We start from the raw sequence: 24,510 nt of genomic DNA, 5'->3' as shown, positions 1-24,510 counted from the left end.
CCGACACTGGAGATCAAAATTGCCCAATCCCGTCCCGACCGTCTGTGTGACCCCTCATCCGTCAACCTTCGGCTGCCACCTTCTCCCGCAAGGGGAGAAGGAAGCGTGAGAATCGCCGTCGTCGGTCCCGGCGCCATCGGCGGCACGGTCGCGGCCTGGCTGTCGCACAGCGAACGCGTCGAATCGGTCACCCTGTGCGCCCGCACCCCGCTGGACCGTCTGGTCGTCGAGGCGCCCGACGGGTGCCTGATCGAGGCCAGCCCGCGCGTCGTCACCAGCCCCGCCGAGATCACCGCTCCCGTCGACTGGGTCCTCGTCGCCACCAAGGCCTATGACGTCGCCGCCGCCTCGCTCTGGCTCGCGCCGCTGGTCGGCCCCGACACCCACGTCGCCGTGCTCCAGAACGGCGTCGAACACGTCGAGCGTTTCACTCCGTTCGTCGCCGCAGATCGCATCGTCCCGGTCGTCGTCGACATCCCCGCCGAGCGCAGCGCGCCGGGCCGCATCCAGCACCGTCGCAGCGGCACGATCGTCGTCCCGGCCGGTGAGGCGGGAGAAGCCTTCGTCGGCCTGTTCGCCGACAGCGTCATCGACGCCTCGACGACGGACGACTTCACGACCGCCGCCTGGACCAAACTCAGCCTGAACTGCGCCGGAGCCGTCAACGCCCTGACCGGTCTGCCCGGCGACGTCGTGGGCAGGGACGGCGTCGCCGACCTGATGCGCGGCATGGTTCGAGAATGCGTCCTGGTGGGCCGGGCCATGGGCGCGGACCTCGGCGATCACATCCCCGACTGGGTCGTCGAGCGGGCCGAGACCTCGCCACCGGACTCGGTGAACTCCCTGCTGGGCGACCGGCTGGCGGGACGCCCGATGGAGTGGGATGCCCGCAACGGCGTCATCGCACGGCTCGGCGCCGCCCACGGCGTCGCCACCCCGCTCAACGGAATGGCGACGACCCTGCTCTCAACCATGGAATAGGGCGACAAGACGGCGAGTATAACGCTGTCTGTGCTTCGACGCGCACAGTTTCTATCCTGTAATCATTCGGCCATGGAACGGCCAGACAGAGTACATACTTGTGCACTCGCTGGATGGGGCCGGGACAACAGTCCCGCATCTAGGAGTTAAAGAAACAATGCGTAATATCCTTCTCGCGACCGCCGCCATTTCACTGTTCGCTGTACCGGCGATGGCTCAGACCGTTTCCTCGCCTCAGTGGTCGGGTTCGGTCGGCTATACGGTGCTTGACGGCGACGACGTCGATCTGGGCGCCATCACGGGCCGGGCCACCGCCCGCCTGCACCCGAACTTCGCCGTGGAAGGCGAAGCCTCCATCGGCGTCAAGGACGACGACATCACCGTGGCCGGCGTGAACGGCTCGGTGGAACAGGACTACGACGCGGCCCTGTACGCCGTGGGCGTCCTGCCGGTCAGCCCGAACTTCGAACTGTTCGGCCGCGTCGGCTACGGCACGACCTCGATCAAGGCCGATATCGCCGGCATCAGCGCCGAGGAAGACGGCGAGAGCGTCAACTACGGTGTCGGCGGGACTTACTTCCTGGACGCCCAGAACGGCCTGCGCGCCGACTTGACCCGTCGTGACTTCACCGACGACAACGGCGGTGAGATCGACACCTACGGCGTCAGCTACGTGCGCCGCTTCTAAAGACGAACAGGCTCCCCGTCCGCTGTGCGGGCGGGGATGCCGTCACGTGGGTTCCGCCACGAGCGCCCAGCGCATCGACCCGTCGCCGAACGGCCGGGTGAACCATTCCGAATAGCGTTCGAAGGCCTCAACCACGGCGTGACGCAGGCCCTGGGTGACCGGCTCGCCGCGCTGTCGCTTCAGGGCCGCGACACAGTCGATGACGACGTTCTGATGCGCCGAACCGCCGAGCGATTTCAGCACCATCGCGACATCACGTGCGAGGGCTTCGAGGAAGTTGGGCTTGGCGGGCGCTTGGCTCATCCGGGGACTCCGTTCCGGGCGGCGTCTGGTTGCGAATACCTCCCAGACTCGCGCAGCAGGCGCAAGCCAAGCCGGTGTTCGCCGGGTCATCAGTTCGTGATCGACCGTTTCCTGACGAACACAGTGCCCGCCGAATAGCCCGCGCCGAAGCTGCAGATCAGCCCGGTGTCGCCCGTTTCGAAGCCGTCCTGATGCAGGTGGAAGGCGATGATCGAACCGGCGGAGGAGGTGTTGGCATACTCATCCAGGATGATGACATTCTCATCCGCGCCGGGATCCCGGCCGAGGACCTTGCGGCCGATCAGCTGGTTCATGTTGATGTTGGCCTGGTGCAGCCACATCCGCTTCAGGCCGGTCGGCTCGATACCCAGGTCGCCGGCGTGATCGACGATCATGTCCGACACCATCGGCACCACGTCCTTGAAGACCTTGCGGCCCTGCTGGATGAACAGTTTGTCGTCCTGTTGACCGGCGGGGCGGTCGGAGCCGGTGGCGCCTGTCTCCAGCGCCCAACGGTTCAGGAAGCCGAAATTGTTGCGGATGTTGTTGGAAAAGACGGTCTTCAGCCGTGTGCCCAGCACGTCCCAGCCGCCCGGACCGGACGTGTCGGAACTTTCCACGATCACGGCCGTGCAGACGTCGCCGAAGATGAAATGGCTGTCGCGGTCGGTGAAGTTCAGGTGGGCCGAACAGACCTCGGGATTGACCATCAGCACGGCCTTGACCGAGCCGCCGGCGATGAAATCCGCGGCGGTCTTGATGCCGAAGGTTGCCGAGGAACAGGCCACGTTCATATCGAAGCCGAAGCCCTCAATGCCCAGCGCCTGCTGGATCTCGACGGCCAGGGCCGGATAGGGGCGGGGCATGTTGGACGCTGCGCACAGGACCGCGCCGATCTCACTCACCGGCTTGCCCCAGGCCTCGATCGCCTGACTCGCCGCCTTCACGGCCATCTCGGCCATGATCGACAGCTCATCATTGCTCCGTTCGGGGATGCGCGGCGCCATCCGCACGGGGTCGAGGACGCCCGCCTTGTCGAGCACGAACCGGCTCTTGATGCCCGAGGCCTTCTCGATGAACTCGACGGAGGAGGGCGTCAGGGCGGCGACGTCGCCCTCTGCGATCTGCAGCGCGTGGTCCTTGTTCCAGTTCTCGGCCCAGGCGTTGTAGGCCTCAACCAGTTCGGCGTTCGAGATCGACTGTTCGGGGGTGAACAGTCCGGTGGCGGCGATGACGGCGTGGGTCACTCTGGTTCGTTCCTATCGCTCGGCGCGCGGCGCCTCGCTACTTGAGGGACGTTTTGCGTTCGTCCCGGTCGAGGGACGTGAGCGCCCTCATTGCTGGATTCAATAGGCCGGTGGCGGTCGGCGGTCGATACTGGCCATCAGACCCTTCCACCAACGCGCGACCTGGTGCGGCGGCGCCTCGGGCGGTGGATCGTTGCGGGCGGCGATCAGGGCGGCGACCAGATCCTCGGCTTCGCAGGGCCAGCCCCCGGGGGTGACATAAATGGGGTATTCGATCAGGGCCGCGGCGACGAGGGCGTCCAGACTGGCACGGCGCGTCCGGCGCTCATAGGTCATCCGGTCCTGCGTCAGACCCCAGCCGCCGTAGAAAGGCCGGCCATAGGTCGCCACCGTCTTGCCCCGCATCAGGGCCTCGAAACCCGACAGGGAGGTCAGGGTAGCCAGCACGTCGCAGGCCTCCAGACAGTCGATGATGTCGAAATCATCCGCCGTCGCGTCGACGGCATGGATCGCCGATGCGTCCAGCATGCCCGGCCGGTTGCCGCTCATGACGTCGGGATGGTTGCGGTAGATCAGGAAGGCGTCGGGATAGTCGGCGCGCGCCGCCTCGACCAGGCCGGAGTTGGTGCGGATATCGCCGCAGCCCTTCAGGATTGACTTGTCGTTCTCGACCTGGCCCACGACCAGCACCTTGCGGGCGCTGCCGGGCCAGTTGGGTCGGCGGCCGTCGCCCGCAAGATTGTATTTCGACAGGCCGGCGTCGACGACGCGTTCGCGCAGAGCCTCTGCCCGCGCCAGCATCTCCGGCGACTGCCCACCGCCCTCGATCAGGCTCTCCAGCCGGGAGGGCCGCGTCGGGTCATAGTAGACGCCCTGGTCGTCCAGGGCGACGCTGAGCGCCCCGAAGAAGTCGGAGCCCAGGCCGCGGGAGCGGATGAAACCATCCTCCATCCGCACTACGGGCGCGGTGGTCGTCGCGGCGAGGCCGGCGATCTCGGCGGTCTCCTTGCCGGACCAGTAGATCAGCCGCCCGCCGGTCTCTTCCGCCCGGGCCGCGGCGCGGCTGGCGGAGGCGAAATACTTCATGGTCGTGCGCGGACCGTTCAGCAGGCGCCGGATCGGCGGGCGTTTCGCGGGCGAGAAGCCGACTCCGGCCCAGTATCCGGCAAGCCGGTCGGCGCGGTCCCGCAACGAAATCAGCCGGTCCACAGCCGCCTCGACCTCGCAGGGACGGCCGGTCACGGGGTCGACGTAGCGCGGATAGGCGATCAGGGCGGCGGCGACGACGGCCTCCAGGTCGCGCGCGACATCCCGCCGACCCGTCTGGACCTCGTCGGTCGTCAGCCCCCAGCCCGAATAGAAGGATGCGCCGAAACAGCGGACCGGCAGGCGACGCAACAGGGCCTCGAACCCGAGCGCGGAGGTCACGCACCAGACCTCGTCCACCTCCGCCAGCATTTCGGCCGGTCGCACATCGGCGTCCAGCAAGGTGATGCCCTTCAGGTCCGCATCGGCGATGCAGCCCTTCTTCTTGCCCGCAGCCACGGCAGGGTGGCGTTTGACAATCAGCTGAGCGTCGGGCCGTTCTGCCCGGGCCGTCCGCACCATGGCCGCGAAACTCTGCGGTCCGGCCAGACCGTTGCCGATCGAGGCGTCGCCCGCTGTCTGGTCGACCAGCAGAATGCGCGGACCGGGCTTCAGAATCGACCGGTCCAGAGGGCCGCCCATGTTCGTCTTCGACAGGCCCGAAGCGACGACCCGCTCGATCAAGGCGGCGCCCCGAGCGTGCATGTCAGCGTCGCACCAGTCGGGCGCCGTCTCGATCAGCCGTTCCAGTCGCGAGGGCCGGGTCGCATCGTAGTAGATCCCGATGTCGTCGACGATCAGGCTGAGCGACGCGGCGCCGGTCTCACCGAGGCCGATCGACCGCAGGAAGCCGTCCTCGAGCGCCAGATAGGGCAGGTTCTTCGCCGCCGCCCGCTTGCGTCCCGCCTTCGATGTCGGCTTCAGGCCCCAGCCGACGACCGCGTCGACGGCCGCGAACGGGCTGGCGACCAGCTCCAGTTCGGGCAGGAAGGTCCGCAGGAACGGGACGTCCAGGATCCCCGGAGAACACACCCAGGCGCGCCGCGGCGAACCGTCGGGCGCATCGGTGCGGAGGGGGACAGGGTGTTGCAACCGTTACGCTTTCGCCGAGCTCGGCTATCGCTCTATCGGCTCGCAGCGGCGCGCGCCAGCAGGGCGTTTGCCCGCGCCAGATGAAGCCGCTCGACCATGGCGCCGGCGACGCGGATCGCGCCCGATCCTTCGGCTTCCGGCGCGGCGAAGGCGTCGACGATGGTCCGGGCCGCCGCGATTTCGTCCGGGGTCGGAGAAAAAGCCGCGTGAGCCGCATGGATCTGGTTCGGATGGATCAGGCTCTTGCCGTCGAAACCATACAGCCGACCCTGCGCGCACTCAGCCGCCAGCCCATCCGGATCGCTCAATCCGTTGAATACCCCGTCGATGGCCGCCAGCCCGTTCGCCCGCGCCGCCGCCACCGTCGCCGCCAGCCAAGGCTTCAGCGGTTCGCGATCCTTCGACGCCCCGGTTCCCAGCGTCGCCGCGAGGTCGTTGACCCCCAGCATGAGCGCCCGCAACGGCCCTCCAGCGCCGGCGATACTTTGGAGATCGAGCACGGCCTTTGGCGTCTCGATCATGGCGCACAGGCGCACGCTTTCATCCAGCCGCGCATCATAGGCGTCGATGATCCCCGGCTCCTCGACCTTGGGCGCGACGATCCAGTCGAGCGGCAGCCCGGCCAGCGCCTCCAGATCCGCCTCGCCCCATTCGGTCCCCAGCGCATTGACCCGCACTCCGACCGCGCCCTTGAATCCGCCGGCCTTGACGGCCGCGACGGCGGCCGCCCGCGCCTCGCCCTTCATCCCGGGCGCGACCGCGTCCTCAAGGTCCAGCACGGCCAGGTCACAGTTCAGGCCGCGCGCCTTCTCGACGGCGCGGGCGTTGGAGGCGGGCAGGAACAGCAGGCTGCGGGGGATGTCCACGGTCAGACGCGACCGGTGACGGGGATCAGGGCGCCCGTGATCGCGCGCGATGCCGGCGAGGCGAGGAACAGCATCACCTCGGCCAGATCGGACGGCTGCACCCATTTGGCCGGATCGGCGTCGGGCATGTCCTGGCGGTTCTGGGGCGTGTCGAGGATCGAGGGCAGGACGGCGTTGACGGTCACGGAGGTCGATTTCAGCTCCTCGGCCAGGGCCTCGGTCAGCCGATGCACCGCAGACTTGGACGCGCCATAGGCCCCCATGCCCGCCGCCGCCTTGAGCGCGCCGTTGGCCCCGACATTGACGATCCGGCCCTCGGCCGAAGCCTTCAGATGGGGCAGGGCGGCGCGGCTGGCGTTCAGCGCGGTGGTCAGGTTCAGGGCGAACATCTTGTCCCACGCCGGGTGGGCGTCCTCGGTGGTCTGCCACACAAATCCGCCGGCGACGTTCAGCAGGGCGTCGATGCCGCCGAACCGTTCGACGACTTTTGCCATCGCCGCCTCGGTCGCGCCCGCGTCGGTCAGGTCCACCCCGCCGATCTCCAGCGCCCCGTCCGGAGCCGCCTCGCCGGTCGCATGGTCGATCAGGGCAACGTTCAGTCCGTTGGCCAACGCGGCCTCTACGACGGCTTTGCCGAGGATTCCGTGGCCGCCGGTGACGACGAGGGTGCGGGTGATCATGAGGTGTCTCCTTGGTGAAGCCATAACGCGCTCCCTCTCCCTATGGGAGTGAGAAGGTCAGAGAGGCCACAGCCTCGCCGCCCCGCGCACGCCGGAAGCATCGCCCCACACCGCCGGCGCGATCCGCCCGGCCCAGTGGTCGGAAAAGGCGTACCGCTCCACCACCGCAGGCAACCGCTCGTACAGTTCCGTGACGTTCGACATCCCGCCGCCCAGCACGAAGACGTCGGGATCGACGAGGTTGGCGGTCATCGCGATCGCCCGGCCCAGCCGGTCGACATAGCGGTCCAGGCTTTCGACCGAGGCCGCCTCGCCCGCGCGCGCAGCCGCCACGATCCCCGGCGCGTCCAGGGCCTGGCCCGTCCGCTCCAGATGATCCCGCTGCAGGCCCGACCCCGACACCCAGGTCTCCAGGCACCCGTGCAGGCCGCACCAGCATTTCGGCCCAGGCGCTTCGTCGGCGCTCGGCCAGGGCAGGCTGACGTGACCGATCTCGGCCGCGACCCCGCCGACGCCCTCGACCAGCGATCCGTCCACAACCAGGCCGCCGCCGCAGCCGGTGCCGATGATGATGGCGAAGGCGACCTTCGCCCCTGCCGCCGCCCCGTCGGTCGCCTCCGACAGGGCCAGACAGTTGGCGTCGTTGGCCAGCCGGATCGGCCGCCCGAGCCGCGCCTCCAGATCGTCGCCGAAACGCCGTCCGTTCAGATAGACCGAGTTGGAGTTCCGCATCAGGCCGGTGCGTGGCGACCGCGACCCCGGCGTGCCCATGCCGACCGTTCCGGTGCGGCCGCTTTCGGTCTCGATCCAGGCGACGAGGTCCGCGACCGCCTCGATGGCTGCGTCATAGGATCCCGGATTGGGCACCCGCCTGCGGGCCAGGATGGCGCCGTTGGCGTCCAGTCCGACGGCCTCGATCTTGGTTCCGCCGAAGTCGATCCCGATGCGCATCAAGCAGGCTTAGCCGCCGAATACCTTGCCCAGCAACCGTTCCAGCGCCTCGGCGTCCGTCGCATCGAAGGCCGCCTTGCGGGTCGCATCCACGTCGAACACCGCGATCAACGCGCCTGACGCGTCGATCACGGGAACCACGATCTCGCTCTCGGACCGGCCGTCGCAGGCGATGTGACCGGGGAAGGCGTGGACGTCCTCGACGAGCTGGGTCTGACGGGTTTCGGCCGCCGCGCCGCAGACCCCACGCCCGAAGGCGATCCGCAGGCAGCCCAACGTGCCCTGGTAGGGACCGACCACAAGCTCCCGGTCCTTCGTCGGATCGACGACATAGAAGCCGGTCCAGAAATAGTCCTCGAACGCATCGGCCAGCATCGACGCCACCGTGGCCATCCGGGCGGTCACGTTCGGCTCGCCGTCCAGCACCGCCAGGATCTCGCTCTCGACCTCGGCATAACGGGCCGCCTTGTCGGCGGGGCGGTCGTCGCGGGCGACGTAGGACATGCGGGCTCCAGCGCTTCGATAGGCGAGCGCGGCATATAGGACGCAGGCCCCGTGCATGCGAGAGGAGCTCGCCTCTCAAGCGTAAACCGCTGTTTTCTGTGGACTAAGCGCGGCCACCAGCGATTCTGGCCGTCTTGCGGCAACGCTTTGTCGCAAAACAGCGTTAACCATGATTGGAAGTTCACTGGACCAGACCGCTGGTTTGGGAAATGGTTAACGCCGAGCCGCTGTAGGGCTGCGTGGGGAACGGGTGAGGGAATGCGCGACCGCGACGCCAGAGATGACGACCGCTCGCGAGGCGCCCGCTTGCGGGGGCCCATTACGGCCGTCGCCGTCATCGCCGCTCTGGCCGTTACCGCCGGCGCCGTGGCAAGTTGCAGCGATACCGGCCCGGCTTTCTGGCGCAAGGGCGACAACGCCGCCGCAAACGCCTGCCCCCGACCACAGTCCGTCACCGGCTCGGAATTCAACGCGCAGGAAGCTGGTCTGCGCCAGCTGCGACGCGCGGCCTTCCGTGGCGACTTCTTCGCCCAGCTCGAGCTCGGCGCCCGCTACGCCGCCTTGCGGGCCACCGACAAGAATATCGAGGACCCGATCGAGAGTGCGGTCTGGACCGGCATGGCCCTGGCCAATGACGAGGGGTACGCCCCGATCAACCGGGCGGACCGCGGCGGCTTCTTCGGCGGTCTGCGCAATGTTTCACGCTACGACGACTGCCGGGCCTGGGAACGCCACGTCGCCTATGAGCGGCTGGACCTCCAGCTTTCCCGCATGACGATGGAGGAGCAGTCCGAGGTCCGGAACCGCATCATCTATGTCCTGTCGACCCAGGACGCCGACGGCTTCCGCGCCCTGGCCCGCCTGCATGACTCTCTCTACGGCCCGTTTGGCGAGCCTCAGGACAACGCCCAGGCGCGGGAGGCCTGGGGCCGCAACGCCGGCGGCCAGCCCGATCGCCGCCGCGCCGGCTACTACGCCGCCGTCAGCCTGTTCCCCCGTAACGATGTCGACGCCTACCTGTACAACTACCTCGCGGTGCAGACCGGCGACGTCGGGGCGTATGTCCTGCTCAAGGACTTCGAACGGTCCTCGCCGGGCCGGTCACGTTACGGCGCCTTCGTCGAGGCCAAGGCCCGCCAGTGGGTGCCGCCCTACGAATTCTATCCGAACGAGGCCCCGGCTTCGGGCGTGCCCTTCTCGGACGAGAGCCGTCCGCGCGGCGACGCCTATGAGTATGCGCTGGGCCGGATGACCGAGCTGCCCTTCGTCCATGTGGGTCGCGCCCTGCGCTATCTCGGCGTGACCGAAGACGTGAAGAATGCCCCGAACGACCTGTCGGCGCGCCAGATCCAGTCGCTGGAGGCCATGCTCGGCCACAATATGGAATCGCGGCTCTCCTGGCTGGAGATGGTCCGCGCTATCCAGCTGGCGGCGGTGAACGGCTCGTCCGAGGCGCAGCTGGTGCTGGCGGTCATGTATTCCGAGGGCATCGGCGTTCCGCCCGACTACGCCCGCGCCTTCCACTGGTACTCGCAGGCGGACAAACAGGGCTCTCCCGAGGCCAAGTTCGCCATGTCGACCTATTTCGCGCTCGGCGTCGCCGGGGTGGCCGACCAGGACAAGGCGGAGGCCGTGGCCTTCCGCATCGATTCTGCGCTGGCCGGCTTCGGCCCGTCCGCGTCCCGCCTGCAGGCCGTCCTGGCCCAGGTTTCCCGTTCGCAGCGCCGCTAAGGAGGGGCTGATCCGATGAAGACGTTCACTCTCGCCCTATCCGCCCTCGCCATCGCGGCAGGGCTGACGGTCGCGGCGCCCGAGGTCGAGGCACAGACCGCCGCCCGGGTCGAAAGCCAGACCCGCCCGAACTTCGGCCTGCTGCTGGATCCGCCCGCGAGCCAGAGCCGGCGGCAGGACCGGCCGCGCCGCTGGAACTACGGAACCCACCGGCCTGGCTGGACTCCCGGCTACCAGCCCCCCTACGGCGGCCCGATCACGCCCGGCGGCGAGGAAATCGTCCTGATCGACTGCGGTGGCAATCCGGGCACAGGCGGCGTGGAGGCCGCTGTCCAGCGCGTGCGCCCCGGCGGCACCCTGGTCATCCGCGCGCGTGGCGGCGCCTGCGTGGGCTGGCTGAACGTCGACAAGCCCATGACCATCATTGGCGAGGGCGGCTTCGACCCGCGCCGCTGGAGCGAAGGCTCGGCCATCACGCTGCAGGCGCCCGACGGCCTGCCCTGCATCACCGTCGCGTCCGGCGTGAGGCTGGAGCTGCGCGACGTGGTTCTGGCCTCGCCCCGGGGCGGGGACGCGGCCTGTATCGTCAGCTACGGCGGCCAGATCGTCGGCAACCGCGTCGGCATCCGCCATGCGGGCGACGAGGCCGCCATCTACGCCGACGGCGGGGCGGTCGATCTGCGCGACACCATCATCGACGCCCAGACCATCGCCCCGGCCATCGTCGCCGACGGCGCAACCCTGAACCTGTGGGAGACGGTCATCTCCGGCTCCCAGTCAGGCATCGAGATCGTGCCCGGAAATGCTGATCCGTCGCGCATCGATTCGGTGACCCTTAGCGGAGCCGAGACACCCAACAACTTTGGCCCGCGCTCCATCGGCCTGGCCGTTCGGTCGCGCCGCGACTACGGCCGGGTCGAGGTCGTCAACACCAGAATCTGCGGCTTCTCCGAAGGCGTCGCGGTCGAGGGCGCCTCGGTAACGGTCTCGGGCTCCAAGATCTGCCGGGCCGACAAGGGCGCCGTCCTCTACAACGGCGAACTGACCCTGACCGACAGCCGCGTCCGCGCCGGCTCGGTCGGCGTGGCGCTGCAGTCCGGCCGGGCCATCGTCACCAACAATACCTTCGTCGGCATGCGCGAGGTCTTCGATCGCGAGTACCGCGCCACCCTTGACGCCTCGGGCAACCGGGTCTGGTCCGATGAACTGTGCCGCCCGCGCTGGGAGCCCCGTTACCGCGACCGCTATGCGCCCCAGTGGTACCAGCGTCCGGACCAGGGCTACGACTGCCAGTTCACCGCCTATCCCCGCGACTGGTGGGACGAGATGGACGGCGCCTATGGCGATCCCTACGACGACTATTCGTACATGCCGGACAACTACGGTCGCTTCCAGCAGGGCGACGGCTGGTACGATTCCAACGGCCGCTATGTCGACGGTGGTCGCATCCGGGGCGAGGATCGCTGGCGGCGGTAGCCTCGATAGCGGCCGGTTGCTGCGCCCGAGGCAAAAACACGGCCGCCGTGCGTCCAAAAAGGTCTGACTGCGTATCTCCTTGTGTAAGGCCCTCTCCGGCCGCTTGAAGGAAAACGTTTATGATCAAGACCTTCGCCGCCGTGAGCGCGGCTGCCCTCGCCCTGGTCGCCGTGCCCGCCTCCGCCCAGGACTGGTCCGGCCCCTACATCGGCGGCTATGCCGGATACCTCATGCCGTCCCAGGACGAGGACGAGCGCATCCTGTTCGACACCAACCTGGACGGGTCCTACGGCGACACTGTCCGCACCACGACGGCGGCCGACGCGTTCTCGCCGGGCTTCTGTGACGGCAACCCGAACGCCAACAACGCCGCCGCCGGCTGCCGCGATGACGAGAACGGCAATGGCGAGGTCGGCATCCGTGGCGGCTATGACTTCCAGGCCGGATCCTGGGTCTTCGGCGTCGTCGGTGAGGCCGGTATCGCGGGCGCCGAAGACGCCGTCACCGCCTTCTCGACCACGCCGGCCAGCTACACCTTCGAACGCGAAGTGACCTCGCTCGCCGCCGTTCGCGGTCGCGTCGGCTACGCCATGGGCGCCTATCTGCCCTACGTCACCGCCGGCTATGCGATGGCCCAGGTCGAGAACACCTACTCGACCTCCAACGCCGCCAACAGCTTCAGCCCGACCCGCAGCACCGGCGACGCCGATGGCTTCCAGGTCGGCGCGGGCGTCGAGAAATGGCTGACCAGCAACATCACCGTGGGTGTCGAATATCTCTATTCCGACCTCGACGTGAACGATCCGCTGGTCGTCCGCACCGGCCCGGGCACTGCCCCGGCGACCAACCCCTTCCTGCTGGTCAATCCGGCCGGCACGAACCAGATCCGGTCCAGCGACTCGATCGAACTGCATTCCTTCCGCGTGACGGCCTCCGTCCGCTTCTAGGTTTGTGGCTGAGCGTCTCTCCCCCCGGAGCGCTCCCGACGGCCCGGCTCCCCTCCTGAGGGGGCCGGGCCGTCATTCTGTCAGGGAGGGTGGTAGGCGCGGAGGGACTCGAACCCCCAACCAGACCGTTATGAGCGGTCGGCTCTAACCATTGAGCTACGCGCCCCCGAAACGCCCGGACCTGGGGCGGACGACCCGCCTAGCAGGGGGCGGAGCGCCGGGAAAGAGCCCGGACCCTGTCGGCGAATTCATCCCGATGAACGGTTTCTGCCGATGCGACCATCCCCGTCGTTCAGGCGTTAAAGGCCAAGGTTCCGCCACGGCCTGCGCAGAGAACGGGGGCCGTCACCAGTTTCGTTCTCGATGAGGATTCTTCAATGACCCGCACCTTCAAGGCCCTGATGCTGGGCGCTGCCCTGACGGCCTTCGCGGCCCCGGCCGCCTTCGCCCAGTCCGCCCCCACCACGCCCATGCAGGTGCACGCCATGGCCGCCCAGCCCGCCCTCAACCTGTCCGCCTATGGCGAGGTCCGGGTCGCGCCCGACATGGCCACCATCACGTTCGGCGTTCAGACGGAGGCCCCGACGGCCCAGGCCGCCATGGCCGACAACGCCCGCCGCATGCAGGAAGTCTTCGCCGCCCTCAGCCGCGCCGGCATTGCCGACCGCGATATCCAGACCTCGGGCCTGAACCTGTCGGCGCAATACGACTACGTCGAGAACCAGCCGCCCCGCCTGCGCGGATATCAGGCCTCCAACCAGGTCACGGTGATCATCAACGATCTGACGAAGGTCGGCACGACGGCCGACGCCGTGGTCGGCGCCGGCGTCAACCAGATCAACGGCATCTCCTTCGGCCTGAAGGATCCAAAGGCCGCCGAGGACCAGGCCCGCGTCCTCGCCGTCCGCGCCCTGCAGGACAAGGCACGGCTGTACGCCCAGGCCCTGGGCGTCGAACTGGGCGGCATCCGTTCGCTGAACGAAGGCGGCGGGTATCAGCCGCAGCCGCCGGTTCTTTACAGCGGCGCCCGCATGGCCATGGCCGACAGCGCCTCGACCCCGGTCGCCGCCGGCGAGATGGCGGTGCGGATCGACATCACCGGGACGTATGATCTTGGCAACTAACGGCTGACCCTCTCCCGTTGGGAGAGGGCTTGAGGCTCCCAGAGCGCAGCGATGCGCCAGCCGAAAGGGTGAGGGTCGTGCGTCCCCGGTGACTCACAACCCTCACCCGACCGCGCTAGGACGACGGCGATCGCCGCTGTGCGAGCCCTCCCTCTCCCAACGGAAGAGGGAGATATCTTTTCTGATACACTGTCAGTTGCAGTTCTCTTCCGGTCGCCTATGTTAGCGTCCGAGCAACAGCGCTGCGGGACGTCCTGCGGCCGGAGAGACTTCAATGATCGAGCGCAGACCGTTCGAGAGCCTGGGCGGCGCCAACCACGGCTGGCTGAACGCCAAACACCATTTCTCCTTCGCCAACTACTATGACCCCGCGCGCATGAGCTGGGGCAATCTGCGCGTCTGGAACGACGACGAGATCGCCGCCGGCTCGGGCTTCCCGCCCCATCCGCACTCGGACATGGAGATCATCACCTATGTCCGCGAAGGGGCGATCACCCACGAGGACAGCCTGGGCAACAAGGGCCGTACCGAGGCCGGTGACGTCCAGGTGATGAGCGCCGGCACCGGCATCCGTCACGCCGAGTACAACGCCGAGCCGACCCTGACGCGCATCTTCCAGATCTGGATCGAGCCGACGAAGCGCGGCGAGGCCCCGGCCTGGGGCGCCAAACCCTTCCCCAAGGGCGACCGCTCGGGCCAGTTCGTCGTCCTTGCCTCCGGTTTCGAGGGTGATGCCGATGCCCTGCCGATCCGCACCGACGCCCGTCTGGTCGCGGCGACGCTGAAGGCCGGCGAAAGCGCGACCTATCCGCTGGGTGCGTCCCGGCGCGGCTATCTGGTGCCCGCCAGGGGCGACGTCGAGGTCAATGGCGTTCGGCTGAACGCTCGCGACGGCGCAGCAATCACCAACGAGGCCACGATTACGGTCACCGCCGTCAACGACGCCGAGATCGTCCTTGTCGACGCGGCCTGGGTCCAAGGGCTGACTTGCCCGGCGGCCCGTTTGGCGTAGCGTCGCTATACGGGCCGCATCCTTCAACGCGATCCTTACAGACAGGGACGAAACACATGAACTTCTTCAACGGCGCATCGAAATACCAACCGCAGGCCCTGGCGATCCTCCGCATCGTCACTGGCCTCACCTTTATGGCCCACGGTGTCATCAAGCTGTTCGGCTTCCCCGAGGGCGCCCAGCCGGGCCAGCAGGAGATCGCCACCCTTCTGGGCATCGGCGGCATCCTTGAGACGGTGGGCGGTCTCCTGATCATCCTCGGCCTGTTCACGCGGCCGACCGCCTTCGTCCTGTCGGGCATGATGGCGGTGGCCTACTGGATGTTCCACGCGCCCTCCGGCCTGTACCCCGCCGTCAACGGCGGCGATGCGGCCATCCTGTTCTGCTTCATCTTCCTCTACCTCGTCACTTCGGGCCCCGGGGCCTGGAGCCTGGACGGTGCGAAGAAGCGCTGAACGCCTCAATGAAATGAAGAAAGCCGGCGGATCCTGCGATCCGCCGGCCTTTTCCTTGTCCGTCGGTGAGGTCAGAGAACCCCGATCATGCTCGCGACCAGCGGGTGACGCACGATGTCGCCCTCGGCCAGGCGCACCACCGCAATCTCCGGCACCGCCTCCAGCCGTTGCGCGATATCCGCCAGCCCCGACAGCGAGGGCAGCAGGTCCGTCTGTCCCGGATCCCCCGTCACCACCATCGTCGAATGCCAGCCCAGCCGCGTCAGCAGCATCTTGAGCTGCACATAGGTGCAGTTCTGGGCCTCATCGATGACGATGAAGGCGTTGTTCAGCGTGCGGCCGCGCATATAGCCGACTGGCGCGATCTCGATCAGACCCTCGGCCATCAGGGCGCCGACCCGCTTCATCGTCAGCCGGTCGGACAGGGCGTCGTAAAGGGGGCGCAGATAGGGAGCCAGCTTGTCCTCCATGGCGCCGGGCAGGAAGCCGATCGATTCGCCGGCCTCCACGGCGGGACGGGACAGGACGATACGTCCGACCTTGCCGGCTTCCAGCGCCTCAACCGCCTTGGCGACCGCCAGATAGGTCTTGCCCGTGCCTGCCGGGCCGAGCGCCACACACAGGTTGGAGGTGTCGATGGCGTTCAGCAGCGCGGCCTGGCCCTCGGATTTGGGCTTCAGCGTCTTCAGATAGGCCTGGTCGCGGTCGTCGTTGGACGGATGCGGCGACCATCCCCCTCGGGTGTGTGGTGTCGGCAAGCGGCGGACTTTTGCATCCTGGCCATAGTCGGGTCCGTCAAAGGCTCCGCCTTCGCGGGATTGACGCTTCAGGGCTGCACGCTTGGTCATCAGTGCCTCCAGGGCATGAAAAAAGGCGATGCTGCGAAAGCATCGCCTCGAACGAGGTTGGGGAGGGGAGAGGAGGCGCAGACAGCGCATCCGGGGTCGGAGATGTATCCCACATCCGGCGGGCATGCCCGCCGCGGACCCGAACGCTGCACTACGTCCCCCGACATCTGACCGGACCGGGATTGATCCGGCTTCGGACTCGGGGCCGAAATGGCGACCTCGAATCGCATCAACAGATTGATGCTATCGTGGTTAGCGAAGGGTTAAAGCCCTCATTTGCTTGAGAATAAGGTGATGTTTCGATGACGATCTATTCGCTGGCGGACAAGAAACCGCAGCTTCCGCCGGAAGGCGAATACTGGATCGCGGACAATGCTGTCGTCATAGGAGACGTGATTCTGAAGTCCGGCGCCAGCGTCTGGTTCGGGGCCACAGTCCGGGCCGACAACGAGACGATGATCATCGGCGAGAATACGAACATCCAGGACGGCAGCGTCCTGCATTCCGACCCCGGCTCGCCCCTGACCATCGGCCGCGACGTGACCGTGGGGCACAAGGTCATGCTTCACGGGTGCACGATCGGAGATAACAGCCTGATCGGCATCGGCGCTGTGATCCTGAACCGGGCGGTGATCGGCAAGAACTGTCTGATCGGCGCCAATGCCCTGATCCCTGAAGGCAAGGTCATCCCCGACGGCTCTCTGGTCATGGGCCAGCCCGGCAAGGTCGCCCGCGAACTGGACGAGGGACAGATCGCCGCGCTGACGGCCTCGGCCGGGCACTATGTGCAGAACTGGAAGCGGTATGCGGCGGAGCTGAAGAAAATCTAGGCGATCCGTCGTCCGTCCAGCGCCGCCAGCGTCAGAGGCGCGCGGCTGGGCATGCCCACACCGATCGACAGGCGGGCGGTCAACGGGCCGACAGCCTCGCGGCGGCGTTCCTGTTCGGCCACCGGCTGATAGAGGCCGATCAGTCGGTCGGGAGTTCCGTCCGGCTGGCGCATCGGCATGATGACGATCTCCAGAACCCCCCTCAGCCGGGCTGCTTCGGCGACCATTACGACAGGGCGGGCTTCACGGAAGGTCTGAACCACAGCGCTGGCCACCAGCGGCCGGCTTTCAGGAGCCCAAAGCTCCAGCCATGACACACCGCGCATCGGGCGGGCGTGCAGGGTCTCGATCCAGGCGCCGGCCAGACGGAAGGTCGCGCCCTCCGAAGCCCGGTCGGCGGTGAAAAGCTGGGGGACCAGTCGTCCCATCCTCATCGGCTCGAACGCGGCGCGCGCGGGAATCCGGCCGGCCTCGGGCAGGGCGGCCCAGTGGTCGATCAGATTTTGCGTGCCGGGATGAAACATCGCCCTCGCCTTTGCGAGGGGCGGCGCAAACCTTGGGCCGCGGCTTCAGCTAACGGAAACGAAAGACCTTTGCCGCCAGATGTCAGGCTGAACTGGCCCGCGCCCCGCGCGACGCCGCTTGTTGTTTGCAGGAGCCAGCCCATGCGGGTGCGGATCAAGACCTGGCTGCCGGCCCTGGCCGGAGCCGCCGGCCTCTGGAGCCTGGCCAGCGCTGCGGGCTCTGCCCAGTGCACGGCGGGCTGTCCGCCGCCCCCTCCGCCGCCGTGCGACATGGGCTGCCAGCCGCCGCCTCCGCCGCCTCCGCCGCCCCCTCCGCCGGATTGCTGCGAGCATCCGGGGCCGCCGACCTATCCGCCGCCGGGCGATATCAACATCAACGTCAACGTCAATGCGAACGCCAACTCCAACGCTTCGGCGGCTGCGCGCGCCCGGATCAACGCTCGCGTGGGCGGCTACGGCAACCTGCGCGGCGGTGGCGGCGGCTCGGCCTATTTCAGCGTCGAGCAGCCCTATCCCACGGTCATCCAGAACCTGAACGTCGAGGCCGGGGCGGTCGCCCAGGTCGTGCGCGTGCCCTACGAGGCTCGCCGACGCTGGGAGAAGCGTGTCGTCATCCAGGCCTTCTGCATCGACGATCGCGACATCCCGCATCCGGCGTCGCAGGTCATTCCGGATCGCGACATCGCCGACAGCTATGAGGGCGAACTGTTCCGCTGCATCGCCGGCACCCATTTGCAGGTCACATGGTCCGAGTGGTCGGGTCAGGTCGGCCACGGCGGTCAGGGCGGCGAAACCTTCGCCTGCGAGAAGGGGAACGCCCTGTGGCGCGACCGGTCCGGCGGAATCATCTGCCGGGTCCAGCGTCCGGAACGCGACTGCAACGAGCGGTCCCTGCTGCGCCGCTACGGCGCGGGCGTGAAGGTGGTCACCTGGATCCGCGAGGAAACCTACACCGAATACCGCGAGGAGACCGTGATGGCCCAGGGCGCCTCCATCGTCGGCGCGACCATGATGCTGGACGGCGGGGTCGGCGGACGGGTCTTCTAGAGACCTGAACAGCGGACAACGGGCTGTTCAGCCTGGGGGCATCCGCTGACGGGTAATGTTCGATCGTCGGTCATCGCCGGCGATCCTGAGTGAAGACTTGGCCCCGGAGCGAAAGCCCCGGGGCCTTTTTCCTTCCTACTGGGCCGGAGCGTTCGAAGACAGCACCGAGGCGCGCCACGACTTCGAATCGACAAGCCAGCGCCGGGCGGCGGCCTGGATGTCCGCGACCGTGAAGCCCTCGATGTCGGAGATGTGGCTCGTGACCTCGGCAACGGCGTCAGCATCGCCCGCAACGTCGCTGAGCTGACCCAGCCAGTAGTCGTTGCCCGCCTGGCTGCGGCGCAGGGCCTCGACCTGGGGCGCACGGGCGCGGGTCAGTTCATCCTCGGTGATCGGCGTGTCACGCAGCGAGGCGGTGATGACGTCGACCGCATCGAAGAACTTCGCCTGGTTCTCCGGCGTCGTCTGTGCGGTGACGGTGATCGAGCCATAACCAGCGTAGACGTCCGACGACGAGGCGCTGGAGCCCGGCGAATAGGCCAGGGCCTGCTTCTCCCGGATTTCGTCGAGGACCCGCAGTTCCATCACTGCCGACAGGAGACCAGCCAGGCGCGCATCGGTGCGGTCATCAACGGAGTCCACCGTCGGCCAGGCGATGTAGCCGAGGGCCTGTTCGGCCGGACCGGTGTGGCGCAGGACGACAGGTTCGGGCGTTCCAGCCGGGAAGCGAAGGACGTCAGCGCCGGCGGGGGGCGTCGGCAAGGCGGGACGGGCGGGCAGGGCGGCGAGCGTCGAACCGACTGCCGCGATGGCGTCGTCCACTGTGACGTCGCCGACCATGACGACGTTGACCGGGCCTTGCGCCAAGCCTGCGGTCAGGCCGCTCTTGAGCTGGTCCATTGTCCAGCCGCCGATGTCCTGGGCGCTCGGGAAGGTCTGGCGCGGGTCGCCGGACGCCAGCAGGCCCGACGACAGGATGCCGAAGGCGCCGGCCGGGGTAGCCATCTGCTGGGCGATGATCTGCGGGAACAATGCCTTGATCTGTTCGAACGGGGCGGGACGCAGGCCCGGATCGGTCAGATAGGCGGTCAGCACCTGCATCTCGAGCGCCAGATCCTGCGGACGGGTGGCGCCCGACAACTGGTAGGCGTCGCCGTCCACCGAGAAGTTGGCGCCGTAGATCCGGCCGCTAAGCACGCGGTTCAGCTCGTCGGCGGTCAGCTTGCCCAGACCGCCGGATGTGAAGACGAACCCGGCCAGGGTCTGCGGGTCCTGACGGTCGGTCGGCAGGCCCAGCTCGCCGAGACCGGTGCGGACGCTGACCAGGATTTGCTCGTCGCGGAAGGTCGTCGGCTTGACGGTCAGGGTCGTGCCGTTGGCGAAGGTGACGACCGTGGCGCCGAGTTCGGCGATCTCACGACGCGCCGTGGGCTCAGCCGCTGCGCCGAAGTCGGCGTAGGGCCACTCAAGCGCCGCCTGTACCGCGCGCGCGGTGACCGGCGTGGCCTGCGAGGCCTGCAGCATGGCCGTGACCCCGGCTTCGCCGCCCTCGATCGGTTCCGGCGTGACGACGAGAGCGAGGGGCCCCTGGCCTTCGAAGGCGGCCTTGACCGCCGCGTCGACCGTGGCGGCCGTCAGGCCCTGAACGGCGGCGTTGAAGATGTCGAGGTTGGTCTGGGGCGCGGCGAAGACGCGATCGTCGTTGGTCGCGCCGAGCAGGCCGTCCACCAGCGCGGGCGTGGTCCGCGTCGCGGCGGCGGCCACGGCGTTTTCCAGCGCCGTGCGGTTGTCGGTAATCTCGCGCTCAATCTCGGCGTCGGTGACGCCGAATTCCTGCAGGCGGCGGGTTTCCTGCTCGATCGTCTCGAGCGCGCGCTGCAGGCCGCCCGGGTTGAAGCTGGCCGAGACCGAACCGAGGTCGACACTGTCGAACAGGGTCGAGCTGGAGGCGCCTGCGCCGATGAAGGGCGGGTTGTCCGCGCGTGCCAGTTCGCCAAGACGACGATTCAGTACGGCCAGTCCAAGATTGCGCACGATGCGCGAGCTGCGCTCCGCCACGGTGTCGGGGTCCAGGTCGGGCGCGCGCGTCCAGTTCAGCTGGATCGACGACTGGATGCCGGGCTCGACCAGAATACGGGTCTCGGGACCACGCGGTGCGACCTGGCCCAGGTCCGGGTTCGGGCCGTCGGCCGCCTTGGGCTGCCAGCTCTCGAAGGCGCCGCGAATCTTGGCTTCCATCTGATCGACGTCGAAGTCGCCGACGGCCAGGAAGGTGGCGCGCGACGGGCGGTAGTAGGCCTCATAGAATTCGACGAAACGCTCGCGCGGCGCCGTGCGGATAATGTCCATGTCGCCGATCGGCAGGCGGTTCGACATCCGCTGTCCGGGCGCCAGGAGGGCGAACTGGGCCTTGGCGGAGCGCAGGCCCGGCGTGTTGCGGGTCCGCTCCTCGCCGACGATGACGTTGCGCTCGGCGTCGATGTCATCGGGGTTCATCAGGGCTTCGGAGACCTGCTCGCGCATGATGCGCAGAGCCGTGTCGACCGTCTCGTCATTCGTGCGCGGCAGCTCCAGTTGATAGAAGGTCTGGTCGAAGCCCGTTGCCGCATTGGTGTCGGCGCCGAAGGCCAGGCCCAGACGCTCCAGGATGCGCAGCAGCTCGTTCTCCGGGATATTGGTCGTCCCGTTGAAGGCCATATGCTCCATGAAGTGGGCAAGGCCCTGCTGGTCGTCGTTCTCCATCAGCGACCCGGCGGCGATGCGCAGGCGCAGGCTCGCCTGGCCCGGAGGCGTGGCGTTGCGCAGGATGGCGTAGCGCATGCCGTTGGGCAGGACGCCGAAGCGAACGTTCGAATCGGCGGGAATGTCGCTGGCCGCCTGGGCCCACGGGGACGAGGGCTGGGCCGTCTGGGCGGCGGCGGGCATGGCCGCAAGGAGCGCCAGCCCGGAGGCGGCGACGAGAAGAAGGCGACGGGCGTTGGACATGCAGGCTCCGGTGGAACGGTCGCCGAGCCGGGGCAGGCGCGGCCGAACAGAGATGACGATATGAACCCGACGGCCCCCGTCGGTTGTCGTCATCTTCGCTCCGAACCGCCGCGGGTGTAAAATGAACTTTACGTCAGGTTCCGGGACGCGAGACGTAGAAGGTCGCCGTATTTCCGACGGCGTTTGCGCCGGTCGCCACCGAACGGCCGCTGCCGCGGATCGTCGTGGAGGCGGTAGCCGAGACGTTTCCGGAGTTCGTCTGGGCGTTCGTGACGTCCATCGTGCCGTCGCACGCGGAGCAGGCGTAGCCCGTGACCGAGTTGCCGACGGCCTCGGCCGCGACATAGGCGTCGTAGCCGTTCGTGCCCTCAAAGGTCGACGCGACCTCCACGCCGCCGGAGTTCACCTGGGAATTGTCGATCTCCAGATAGCGATCGTTGTTGCCGATCGAGACCTCGTTGCCGGTCCCGTACGCGTTCGAGGTCGCTGCGCCGAAGTCGTAGCTGGTGACACGGCTGGCGGTCTGGATCTGCGACAGGTTCGACTGGTCGGTCGTCACGACGGCCGAGCCGCCCTGATTGTAGAGCACCGCCTGGTTGCCCGTGGCCCGGGCCCGGCCGGCCAGATCCCAGGTGTTGCCGGAGTTGGCGCTGGTGGAGGCCGTGACCTGGTCGCCGGCCTGACGCTGGCGGATGGTCAGGTCCTGGCTCGACGCGAGTCCGGAGTTGACCAGGACGGAGTTGCCGATCGACTGGCTGATGAACTCACCGGTCTCGGGGATGTACCGGGTGCCGGCGAAGTTGGAGGCGCGGACACCGGCGGCGGAGTTCTGGATCACCGTGCCTTCGACATGGGAGCCGCTGGCCCCGATGGCGGTCGAGTTGGCGATGGCGGTGACGCCGACCGAGGCGCCGCCGATCAGGCGCGCGGAGGATCCCGTGATCGTGGATGAGGCCGTGACCTCGGAAGGGTCGACCGTCTGGGTCGACTCGATCGTCAGATCCGCGCCGTAGGCCCCGGCGGCCAGATAGTTGCCGCGCGCCTGGGTCGTCGCATTGACGGGCCCCTCGGTGTCGCCGGTCAGGGTCATCGTCGTGGTCGCGCGGGTATTGCCCCGCATCGTCTGGGTCGAACTCAGGCTGAGGGCGTCGTTCTCGACCGAGCCGGACAGGCTGTTGCCCTGGGCAGCGTTGTTCACGCCCACCTCTCCGGTGGCGTCCTCAACGTTCAGGGTCTGGCCCGCGATGACGTCGCCGAGCTGAAGCTGCTGATTCAGGACGATCGAACGGTCCTGGGCGAAGACCTCAGTAGCGGCTGCGACGCACATCGCCGTCGCGGCCAGCGTGCCAGCGAGACGGTTCGGCGCGAGTCTGGCCATTGTTCGTTCCCGTGTTGTCGTAGGCGGCGTAGTAGCCGCCAGTCGCGCCCACCGTGTTCAGAGGGTCGTTGGCGGCGTTGAGGCAGACTTCGGGACCCGGCGCGCCATACAGATTCGCCATCATCTCCACGGTCGCCCGTTCGATCAGGGCGCGAACCGCCAGCTGGACCGGCTCCATGCCGCCCGTGCCGGCCGAGACGTCGAAGACGTTGCCGTTGAGGAAGTCGAACACCCCGGCGGAGATTTCGCGGCCGATGATCTGCTTCTGGTAGGAGATGACATCGACGACTTCGAGCGTGGTCGTCTGGACCAGGCGCAGATCCATGGCGATGTTCATCACATAGATCTTGCCCTGGATGATGCCGGAGCCGGGGACGTCGGTGTCGGTTTCCCCCACGGCGGCGTCGAAGCCGGCCGAGCGGATGTTGTAGTTCACCTCGGTGATGCCGCCGACGATGTAGAAGTCAGAGCCCGGCACCTGGCCCGCCAGGATGCGGCGATAGTTGGCGTCCGCGGGCTGATCGGGGCCTTCGTCGCCGATCAGGCGGTTGTTGGCGTAGCGCAGCTCCATCTCGGAGATTGCGGTGTCATAGCGCTCGACCATCCGCGCGCCCGACTTGGCGAGGGCGGAGAAGGCCATCAACGAGGCGCCGCCGGTGATCTGTCGGCCGCCGTCGGCGGAAACCGTGCCCGTGTAGTCGCTGATTCGGCCGATCGCCATGCGGGGCGAGGGCAGGTTGTAGCGCCGGGCGTAGTCGGCGAGGCAATAGAGCGCCGGGGAGTAGGGCGTCGGGTTCGCTGTCACCGGCGCATTGCCGATCGGCCGGGCGTAAAGGCCGCCAGGCCCCGCCACGGGGCTGACGCAGGCGGACAGGAGTGCCGCGGCCGCGAGGGCTACGACGCCGCTCCTCAGCCGGGGACGAAGGGTGCGCGCGATCATTCGAAGCCTGTCAGGGTGCCGGTCAGATCCGTTCGGGCGGTGACATTGCCTGTATTGGTCTGACGCGAGTTGACGATGACCGTGTTGTGGCTGCCCTGGACCACCACGTTCAGATTGTTGCCGATGGCGGTCGAGCCCGCGATTGTCGTGCCCTGTCCGTTGCCGACGCCGCCGGAGTAGGTGTTCGACACGCCGCCGGACTGGCGGGAGTAGGCCGAGGCGCCGGCCTGGATGATCCCATCGACGATCAGGCGATTGCCGTTGGCATCCCGCGTCGATCCGGTCTGGGCCGCGCTGACCGATTGCCGCGCGCCGCCGTAGCCGTTCTGCATGCTCGACAGGCCGGCCGAGCCGCTCGTCTGGGCCAGGGCCGCGCCCGGAGCCGCCAAAGCGACGGTCAGCAGGGCGATGGACGTCCTCTTCAACAGCATTTCGGCCAATCCCACGCGAACACGGTTAGCGGCCGCAAGGTCGCGGTCCGCGTGCCAAAGTGAGTTATGGTTATTAAGAAGCGCTTGAGATTGGTTAGTTCTTTCCGCATTTGAGCCGGATGGAGCCGATGCCCGATCGATTCGCCGGTCCGCCCCCTAGGGAACGCATCTTCAATGCCCCGCTGCTGGCGGTGTTGCTGGCCGCCTCGATGCCGGCGCTTTACGTCTTTCAGGAGCGGTCCCGCGACAACTGGCTGGGGCTGGCCTTTGCACCCGCAGACCTTGCCGAGGGGCGGTACGGCGGACTGGTCACCTCCATGCTGGTGCATGGCGGATGGGTGCACGCCCTGATGAACGCCGTGGCGGCCCTGACCTTCGGCGCGC

Annotated in this window: 24 protein-coding genes and 1 tRNA gene (1 of these 25 running past the window's edge); 11 read left to right on the top strand and 14 right to left on the bottom strand. The window is 67.9% G+C overall.

Annotated elements, in window-relative coordinates; all coding sequences use genetic code 11:
- The first annotated feature begins 105 nt into the window (after window positions 1-105).
- Complete coding sequence (locus tag ACW17Y_RS12035) at window positions 106-981, top strand: 2-dehydropantoate 2-reductase (protein WP_492035934.1); 876 nt, start codon at window positions 106-108, stop codon at window positions 979-981.
- 157 nt (window positions 982-1,138) lie between these two features.
- Window positions 1,139-1,669 (top strand): porin family protein, encoded by a 531-nt coding sequence (locus tag ACW17Y_RS12030; protein WP_492035933.1) that lies wholly within the window; start codon window positions 1,139-1,141, stop codon window positions 1,667-1,669.
- 42 nt (window positions 1,670-1,711) lie between these two features.
- On the opposite strand, the gene ACW17Y_RS12025 is transcribed toward ACW17Y_RS12030, so the two are convergent.
- The 7 genes from ACW17Y_RS12025 to ACW17Y_RS11995 form a co-directional block, all read right to left on the bottom strand.
- Window positions 1,712-1,972, bottom strand: a complete 261-nt coding sequence (locus ACW17Y_RS12025; protein ID WP_492035932.1) for a hypothetical protein — start codon at window positions 1,970-1,972, stop codon at window positions 1,712-1,714.
- 89 nt (window positions 1,973-2,061) lie between these two features.
- Window positions 2,062-3,219, bottom strand: coding sequence for a beta-ketoacyl-ACP synthase III (locus ACW17Y_RS12020; RefSeq protein ID WP_492035931.1), 1,158 nt, complete (start codon window positions 3,217-3,219; stop codon window positions 2,062-2,064).
- A gap of 99 nt (window positions 3,220-3,318) precedes the next feature.
- On the bottom strand, window positions 3,319-5,397 hold the full coding sequence (locus ACW17Y_RS12015) for a capsule polysaccharide biogenesis protein (protein WP_492035930.1): 2,079 nt from the start codon (window positions 5,395-5,397) through the stop codon (window positions 3,319-3,321).
- Between the two features lie 32 nt (window positions 5,398-5,429).
- Window positions 5,430-6,263, bottom strand: coding sequence for an HpcH/HpaI aldolase/citrate lyase family protein (locus tag ACW17Y_RS12010; protein ID WP_492035929.1), 834 nt, complete (start codon window positions 6,261-6,263; stop codon window positions 5,430-5,432).
- A gap of 2 nt (window positions 6,264-6,265) precedes the next feature.
- A complete protein-coding gene (locus tag ACW17Y_RS12005; protein ID WP_492035928.1) occupies window positions 6,266-6,943 on the bottom strand; it encodes an SDR family NAD(P)-dependent oxidoreductase in 678 nt (225 codons plus the stop codon).
- Window positions 6,944-7,000: 57 nt separating this feature from the next.
- Entirely contained in the window at window positions 7,001-7,897 is an 897-nt protein-coding gene (locus ACW17Y_RS12000) for an ROK family protein (protein WP_492035927.1), read from the bottom strand.
- Between the two features lie 6 nt (window positions 7,898-7,903).
- The gene (locus ACW17Y_RS11995) at window positions 7,904-8,398 is read right to left on the bottom strand and encodes a GAF domain-containing protein (protein ID WP_492035926.1); all 495 of its coding nucleotides are present in this window, start codon (window positions 8,396-8,398) and stop codon (window positions 7,904-7,906) included.
- 258 nt (window positions 8,399-8,656) lie between these two features.
- Between ACW17Y_RS11995 and ACW17Y_RS11990 the strand changes: the two genes are divergently transcribed.
- The 3 genes from ACW17Y_RS11990 to ACW17Y_RS11980 all read left to right on the top strand — a co-directional run bounded on the left by ACW17Y_RS11990 (window position 8,657) and on the right by ACW17Y_RS11980 (window position 12,552).
- Complete coding sequence (locus tag ACW17Y_RS11990; protein WP_492035925.1) at window positions 8,657-10,129, top strand: tetratricopeptide repeat protein; 1,473 nt, start codon at window positions 8,657-8,659, stop codon at window positions 10,127-10,129.
- 15 nt (window positions 10,130-10,144) lie between these two features.
- Window positions 10,145-11,605 carry a right-handed parallel beta-helix repeat-containing protein gene (locus tag ACW17Y_RS11985; protein ID WP_492035924.1) on the top strand — a complete coding sequence of 487 codons (1,461 nt, stop codon included), beginning with the start codon at window positions 10,145-10,147 and terminating at the stop codon, window positions 11,603-11,605.
- A 119-nt stretch (window positions 11,606-11,724) separates the two neighbouring features.
- Window positions 11,725-12,552 carry an outer membrane protein gene (locus tag ACW17Y_RS11980; protein ID WP_492035923.1) on the top strand — a complete coding sequence of 276 codons (828 nt, stop codon included), beginning with the start codon at window positions 11,725-11,727 and terminating at the stop codon, window positions 12,550-12,552.
- Between the two features lie 90 nt (window positions 12,553-12,642).
- On the opposite strand, the gene ACW17Y_RS11975 is transcribed toward ACW17Y_RS11980, so the two are convergent.
- A tRNA-Ile gene (locus tag ACW17Y_RS11975) sits at window positions 12,643-12,718 on the bottom strand.
- 211 nt (window positions 12,719-12,929) lie between these two features.
- Here ACW17Y_RS11975 and ACW17Y_RS11970 point away from each other — a divergent pair.
- The 3 genes from ACW17Y_RS11970 to ACW17Y_RS11960 all read left to right on the top strand — a co-directional run bounded on the left by ACW17Y_RS11970 (window position 12,930) and on the right by ACW17Y_RS11960 (window position 15,143).
- Window positions 12,930-13,676, top strand: a complete 747-nt coding sequence (locus tag ACW17Y_RS11970; RefSeq protein ID WP_492035922.1) for an SIMPL domain-containing protein — start codon at window positions 12,930-12,932, stop codon at window positions 13,674-13,676.
- Between the two features lie 274 nt (window positions 13,677-13,950).
- Window positions 13,951-14,688, top strand: a complete 738-nt coding sequence (locus ACW17Y_RS11965; RefSeq protein WP_492035921.1) for a pirin family protein — start codon at window positions 13,951-13,953, stop codon at window positions 14,686-14,688.
- Window positions 14,689-14,744: 56 nt separating this feature from the next.
- The gene (locus tag ACW17Y_RS11960; protein ID WP_492035920.1) at window positions 14,745-15,143 is read left to right on the top strand and encodes a DoxX family protein; all 399 of its coding nucleotides are present in this window, start codon (window positions 14,745-14,747) and stop codon (window positions 15,141-15,143) included.
- Between the two features lie 71 nt (window positions 15,144-15,214).
- On the opposite strand, the gene ACW17Y_RS11955 is transcribed toward ACW17Y_RS11960, so the two are convergent.
- Window positions 15,215-16,003: a PhoH family protein gene (locus tag ACW17Y_RS11955; protein ID WP_492038292.1), complete on the bottom strand. Its 789-nt coding sequence runs from the start codon at window positions 16,001-16,003 to the stop codon at window positions 15,215-15,217.
- 290 nt (window positions 16,004-16,293) lie between these two features.
- On the opposite strand from ACW17Y_RS11955, the gene ACW17Y_RS11950 reads away from it, so the two are divergent.
- Window positions 16,294-16,821: a gamma carbonic anhydrase family protein gene (locus ACW17Y_RS11950; protein WP_492035919.1), complete on the top strand. Its 528-nt coding sequence runs from the start codon at window positions 16,294-16,296 to the stop codon at window positions 16,819-16,821.
- On the opposite strand, the gene ACW17Y_RS11945 is transcribed toward ACW17Y_RS11950, so the two are convergent.
- Entirely contained in the window at window positions 16,818-17,345 is a 528-nt protein-coding gene (locus ACW17Y_RS11945) for a PAS domain-containing protein (RefSeq protein ID WP_492035918.1), read from the bottom strand. The two genes, ACW17Y_RS11950 and ACW17Y_RS11945, sit on opposite strands and share 4 nt — an antisense overlap.
- 141 nt (window positions 17,346-17,486) lie before the next feature.
- Here ACW17Y_RS11945 and ACW17Y_RS11940 point away from each other — a divergent pair, with 141 nt between their 5' ends.
- Entirely contained in the window at window positions 17,487-18,392 is a 906-nt protein-coding gene (locus ACW17Y_RS11940; RefSeq protein WP_492035917.1) for a hypothetical protein, read from the top strand.
- 135 nt (window positions 18,393-18,527) lie between these two features.
- Here ACW17Y_RS11940 and ACW17Y_RS11935 read toward each other — a convergent pair whose 3' ends face one another.
- From ACW17Y_RS11935 to hfaA, 4 genes are read right to left on the bottom strand one after another with little or no spacing between them, the layout of a single operon-like run.
- Complete coding sequence (locus ACW17Y_RS11935) at window positions 18,528-21,470, bottom strand: M16 family metallopeptidase (protein ID WP_492035916.1); 2,943 nt, start codon at window positions 21,468-21,470, stop codon at window positions 18,528-18,530.
- Window positions 21,471-21,510: 40 nt separating this feature from the next.
- Window positions 21,511-22,755 (bottom strand): holdfast anchor protein HfaD, encoded by a 1,245-nt coding sequence (hfaD, locus tag ACW17Y_RS11930; RefSeq protein ID WP_492035915.1) that lies wholly within the window; start codon window positions 22,753-22,755, stop codon window positions 21,511-21,513.
- Window positions 22,682-23,695, bottom strand: coding sequence for a holdfast anchoring protein HfaB (gene hfaB / locus ACW17Y_RS11925; RefSeq protein ID WP_492035914.1), 1,014 nt, complete (start codon window positions 23,693-23,695; stop codon window positions 22,682-22,684). The genes hfaD and hfaB overlap by 74 nt, the downstream gene beginning before the upstream one ends.
- A complete protein-coding gene (gene hfaA, locus ACW17Y_RS11920) occupies window positions 23,692-24,126 on the bottom strand; it encodes a holdfast anchoring protein HfaA (RefSeq protein ID WP_492035913.1) in 435 nt (144 codons plus the stop codon). The genes hfaB and hfaA overlap by 4 nt, the downstream gene beginning before the upstream one ends.
- A 128-nt stretch (window positions 24,127-24,254) precedes the next feature.
- Between hfaA and ACW17Y_RS11915 the strand changes: the two genes are divergently transcribed.
- A protein-coding gene (locus ACW17Y_RS11915) for a rhomboid family intramembrane serine protease (RefSeq protein WP_492035912.1) crosses the window boundary here: on the top strand, window positions 24,255-24,510 show its 5' portion. The gene runs 428 nt beyond the window's last position; only the first 256 of its 684 coding nucleotides appear in the window; its start codon is at window positions 24,255-24,257; its stop codon lies beyond the right edge, outside the window.

It is taken from the genome of Brevundimonas sp. AVps7, from assembly GCF_058681545.1.
This window is presented reverse-complemented; position numbering and strand designations above follow the sequence as displayed.

What these genes read in the sequence shown, in the direction of transcription:
- ACW17Y_RS12030 (WP_492035933.1), top strand. Translation starts at nt 1,139, where the DNA reads ATGCGTAATATCCTTCTCGCGACCGCCGCCATTTCACTGTTCGCTGTA.
- ACW17Y_RS12025 (WP_492035932.1), bottom strand. Translation starts at nt 1,972, where the DNA reads ATGAGCCAAGCGCCCGCCAAGCCCAACTTCCTCGAAGCCCTCGCACGT.
- ACW17Y_RS12005 (WP_492035928.1), bottom strand. Translation starts at nt 6,943, where the DNA reads ATGATCACCCGCACCCTCGTCGTCACCGGCGGCCACGGAATCCTCGGC.
- ACW17Y_RS11995 (WP_492035926.1), bottom strand. Translation starts at nt 8,398, where the DNA reads ATGTCCTACGTCGCCCGCGACGACCGCCCCGCCGACAAGGCGGCCCGT.
- ACW17Y_RS11990 (WP_492035925.1), top strand. Translation starts at nt 8,657, where the DNA reads ATGCGCGACCGCGACGCCAGAGATGACGACCGCTCGCGAGGCGCCCGC.
- ACW17Y_RS11985 (WP_492035924.1), top strand. Translation starts at nt 10,145, where the DNA reads ATGAAGACGTTCACTCTCGCCCTATCCGCCCTCGCCATCGCGGCAGGG.
- ACW17Y_RS11980 (WP_492035923.1), top strand. Translation starts at nt 11,725, where the DNA reads ATGATCAAGACCTTCGCCGCCGTGAGCGCGGCTGCCCTCGCCCTGGTC.
- ACW17Y_RS11970 (WP_492035922.1), top strand. Translation starts at nt 12,930, where the DNA reads ATGACCCGCACCTTCAAGGCCCTGATGCTGGGCGCTGCCCTGACGGCC.
- ACW17Y_RS11965 (WP_492035921.1), top strand. Translation starts at nt 13,951, where the DNA reads ATGATCGAGCGCAGACCGTTCGAGAGCCTGGGCGGCGCCAACCACGGC.
- ACW17Y_RS11960 (WP_492035920.1), top strand. Translation starts at nt 14,745, where the DNA reads ATGAACTTCTTCAACGGCGCATCGAAATACCAACCGCAGGCCCTGGCG.
- ACW17Y_RS11950 (WP_492035919.1), top strand. Translation starts at nt 16,294, where the DNA reads ATGACGATCTATTCGCTGGCGGACAAGAAACCGCAGCTTCCGCCGGAA.
- ACW17Y_RS11945 (WP_492035918.1), bottom strand. Translation starts at nt 17,345, where the DNA reads ATGTTTCATCCCGGCACGCAAAATCTGATCGACCACTGGGCCGCCCTG.
- ACW17Y_RS11940 (WP_492035917.1), top strand. Translation starts at nt 17,487, where the DNA reads ATGCGGGTGCGGATCAAGACCTGGCTGCCGGCCCTGGCCGGAGCCGCC.
- ACW17Y_RS11935 (WP_492035916.1), bottom strand. Translation starts at nt 21,470, where the DNA reads ATGACGACAACCGACGGGGGCCGTCGGGTTCATATCGTCATCTCTGTT.
- hfaD (WP_492035915.1), bottom strand. Translation starts at nt 22,755, where the DNA reads ATGGCCAGACTCGCGCCGAACCGTCTCGCTGGCACGCTGGCCGCGACG.
- hfaB (WP_492035914.1), bottom strand. Translation starts at nt 23,695, where the DNA reads ATGATCGCGCGCACCCTTCGTCCCCGGCTGAGGAGCGGCGTCGTAGCC.
- hfaA (WP_492035913.1), bottom strand. Translation starts at nt 24,126, where the DNA reads ATGCTGTTGAAGAGGACGTCCATCGCCCTGCTGACCGTCGCTTTGGCG.